General features: G+C 47.9%; 2 protein-coding genes and 1 pseudogene. 1 reads left to right on the forward strand and 2 read right to left on the reverse strand.

Annotated elements, in window-relative coordinates:
- Positions 1–1,149 (reverse strand): helix-turn-helix domain-containing protein (locus A7589_RS22085; RefSeq protein ID WP_108189017.1); only part of this gene is annotated, 1,149 nt, incomplete at its 3' end.
- 228 nt (positions 1,150–1,377) lie between these two features.
- On the opposite strand from A7589_RS22085, the gene A7589_RS22090 reads away from it, so the two are divergent.
- On the forward strand, positions 1,378–1,980 hold the full coding sequence (locus A7589_RS22090; RefSeq protein ID WP_048266682.1) for a DUF6448 family protein: 603 nt from the start codon (positions 1,378–1,380) through the stop codon (positions 1,978–1,980).
- A gap of 345 nt (positions 1,981–2,325) precedes the next feature.
- On the opposite strand, the pseudogene A7589_RS22095 reads toward A7589_RS22090, so the two are convergent.
- Positions 2,326–2,718: pseudogene (locus A7589_RS22095) on the reverse strand (transposase); the annotation flags it as partial.
- Positions 2,719–2,782: the final 64 nt, after the last annotated feature.

Raw genomic sequence — 2,782 nt, forward strand, 5'->3', positions numbered from 1 at the left:
AACTTGTTCGCACCTTCCTAAGTATTGCCGCCGATATTCTGAAGGCGTTAAACCCGTTTGCTTCTTAAACGCGGTATTAAAGACCGATTTAGAGTTAAAGCCTGAGGAATACATAATATCAAGAATGGTCCGCTTATCTTCCGGCATTGCCAGGAGTTTTTTAGCGTGCTCTATTCGGTACTCGCTGATAAACGTAAAAAAATTCTTCTGAAACCCGTTGTTGATAATGGCTGACAGATCGTGCGGCGAGAGTTTTAACTGATGCGCAAGCTGGCTTAAGGACAGGGTGGAATCCAGAAACGGCTGATTCCGGTGCATAAATTCTGCCACCTTATCCACCTGTTCAGCCCCCCGTAACTGCGGTGCTTTAACCGGCTGAATATTCTCCAGCAGGATTTCATCTGCCTGCGTTAGCCCCATAAACGCAGCGGGTTGCCGCAGCGCACAAACTAATAACGTATTAATAAATGCAAACCCCGCTATGCTGACAACGGGCAGTACCCAACTCGTTTTATCGGGTAGCCTGAACAGATAGAAAAACAGGCAGCAAATAATACTGACTATCCAAAGTCCCGAATAACCTGACAGCAGGAAGCGGAGCCAGAGCATTTGCTGGCGGGCAATATCGGAATAAAGATGCTGAATATCCGAATTAAATGACCGCAAACGTCTGAGGGAATAGCCAAGCCAGCCGAGAAATACCCCGTGATAGGCCAATGCAAGGGGCAGTGATACTGGCATGCCCGGTAAATCCTGCTGCTGTAAGAGCGTTATTTTTGCTGAGTCAGATAACGGAACGTACAGCGTGAAAAACACAATAAGGCCAGTAGCAAACGGGATTAAGTGTACAGCATGAGCTGGCCGGATTCGAAAATGGCGATACATCAGCGAACGGGTATACAGATAGATAGCCGGTGGCTGAAGCAGAGAGATAAGCGTACCGATATAGGCGTAGTTCGGGTGTAAAAAACTCACGCCGCTACCATAGAGGAAAAGTTCACCAAAACCGGCGGCAAGGGTCAGCAGAACGATCACCAATAGCCGGTTGCTGACTTGTATGATGTTAGACGGCAAAAGAAGAAAAACAGAGAGCAATGCAGCCTGCATCATTCCTGCTGCCAGAAGAAAAACAGATAGATCATTCAGCATGCACGAGCACCAACAATTTAAAACGAGATATGAGAAACGGACGCCACACACGCTTCGTGTCAGCAGAACGTTCGACTTTACGTTTCATACGTTCGAATTTATCAATTCGAACGACTCCCGGGTTACTCGCAAGTACTCTGCAACCAAATCGGCAGAGGACTGAAATTCTGCCTCCTTTAAACACAAAAAAGCAGATGAACAGGTCGAAAGAGACCCGGGAGTATTAATATGAAAAAGCAGAAAAAGACCAGAACATCCCTGTGCGCAAGCATTATGTTCCTTGCGGGAATGACCGTAAGCACAACGGCGTTTGCCCACTGCGACAGCATGGATGGGCCTGTGATCACCGAGGCTAAAAGCGCCCTTCAGGCGCGTGATGTTACCCCATTATTAAAATGGGTACCAGAAAACCGTGAAGATGACGTCAGAAAGGCGTTTGACGAAACAATGAGTAAACAAGGCAGCAGTCAAACCTCTCAGGAAAAGGCCCAGCAAAAGCTTTTTACCACCCTGGTACGTATTCACCGTGAAGCGGAAGGTGCATCGTTTACCGGTGTAAAATCGGCAGGTCATATTCCTGTTATTGTACAAGAGGCTGATGCCGCACTTCGCACCAACAGTGTTGATAGCCTGGTGGCAAAGGTGACCGCTAACATTGAGCATGCTATCCGGGAAAAATTTACCAAAGCCGAACTCAGTAAGCAGCAGGCGAATCAATCGGTTAAGCAGGGACGCGAATATGTAAATGACTACATTCACTACGTACATTTTGTCGAGGAAATAAACGAAATGGCGGAGGGTAGAGCGCCCGATACGGAGCATCAGCACTAATCATCATGCCCTTCAGAGATGCCTTTACGGCATCTCTGAACCGCGACGCTAAGGCTGTGCGAAAACGCAGCTCACCGTGCTAACCGTTGAACGATACTGAACGTTTCATGAGCATCGTTGTGACGGTTAGCTTCGGCTAGACAACCATAATATATTGATAAACAGGGAGCGGGATTCTGGTCTGAACCGAGGGCCTCAGCTTTGCCCTACGTCACTGCAACGAAACGACTAAAATCATGGTCAATGACCAGCCCAACGGCGTCACCTTTATTGGAGATAGCGCCAACTGGTGCAAACATTCTATCATCAATGTCCGATCACGGCCTGAGACATTCGACAAGCATTTTATGGTTTCAGTAAGAGTTTCAGTGCCAGCAAATATTTCACTTCGTCGTACCGGGTTTGGTCTTCCTGCAGCGGTAAAGGATCCTTATCCATTTAAACGCCAGAGCCCGGATAGCTGATTGATGCGATTTCCCTTTTTCACGCTCACGCTGGCTCGAGTAATAAAGTCTGGCCCAGTATGATGAGTTACACGTCTTCGCAGTCCATTCCACAAATGTCTGTCAGACGAACTTCGCATACTGCCAACGCCAGTGTCCCCTGGATTTTGGCCGCTTCGCTCGGTTACTGGTTCAATGCCTGTATAGTTTTGAGTTTTTCAACGCTGTTAAACTGGTCGCGGTTATCACCCAATGAGGCAAGCATGCACGGATCCATCGCGAGCCAGTGACAAGGCATGCACAGGGAAAACAGTGATAAATGGGTACTTCTGGCGATTCATCCTGCTCCGCTACTGAAG

Origin of the sequence: Escherichia sp. MOD1-EC6475, from assembly GCF_003046645.1 — a bacterium.
Taxonomy (GTDB): Bacteria; Pseudomonadota; Gammaproteobacteria; order Enterobacterales; family Enterobacteriaceae; genus Escherichia; species Escherichia ruysiae.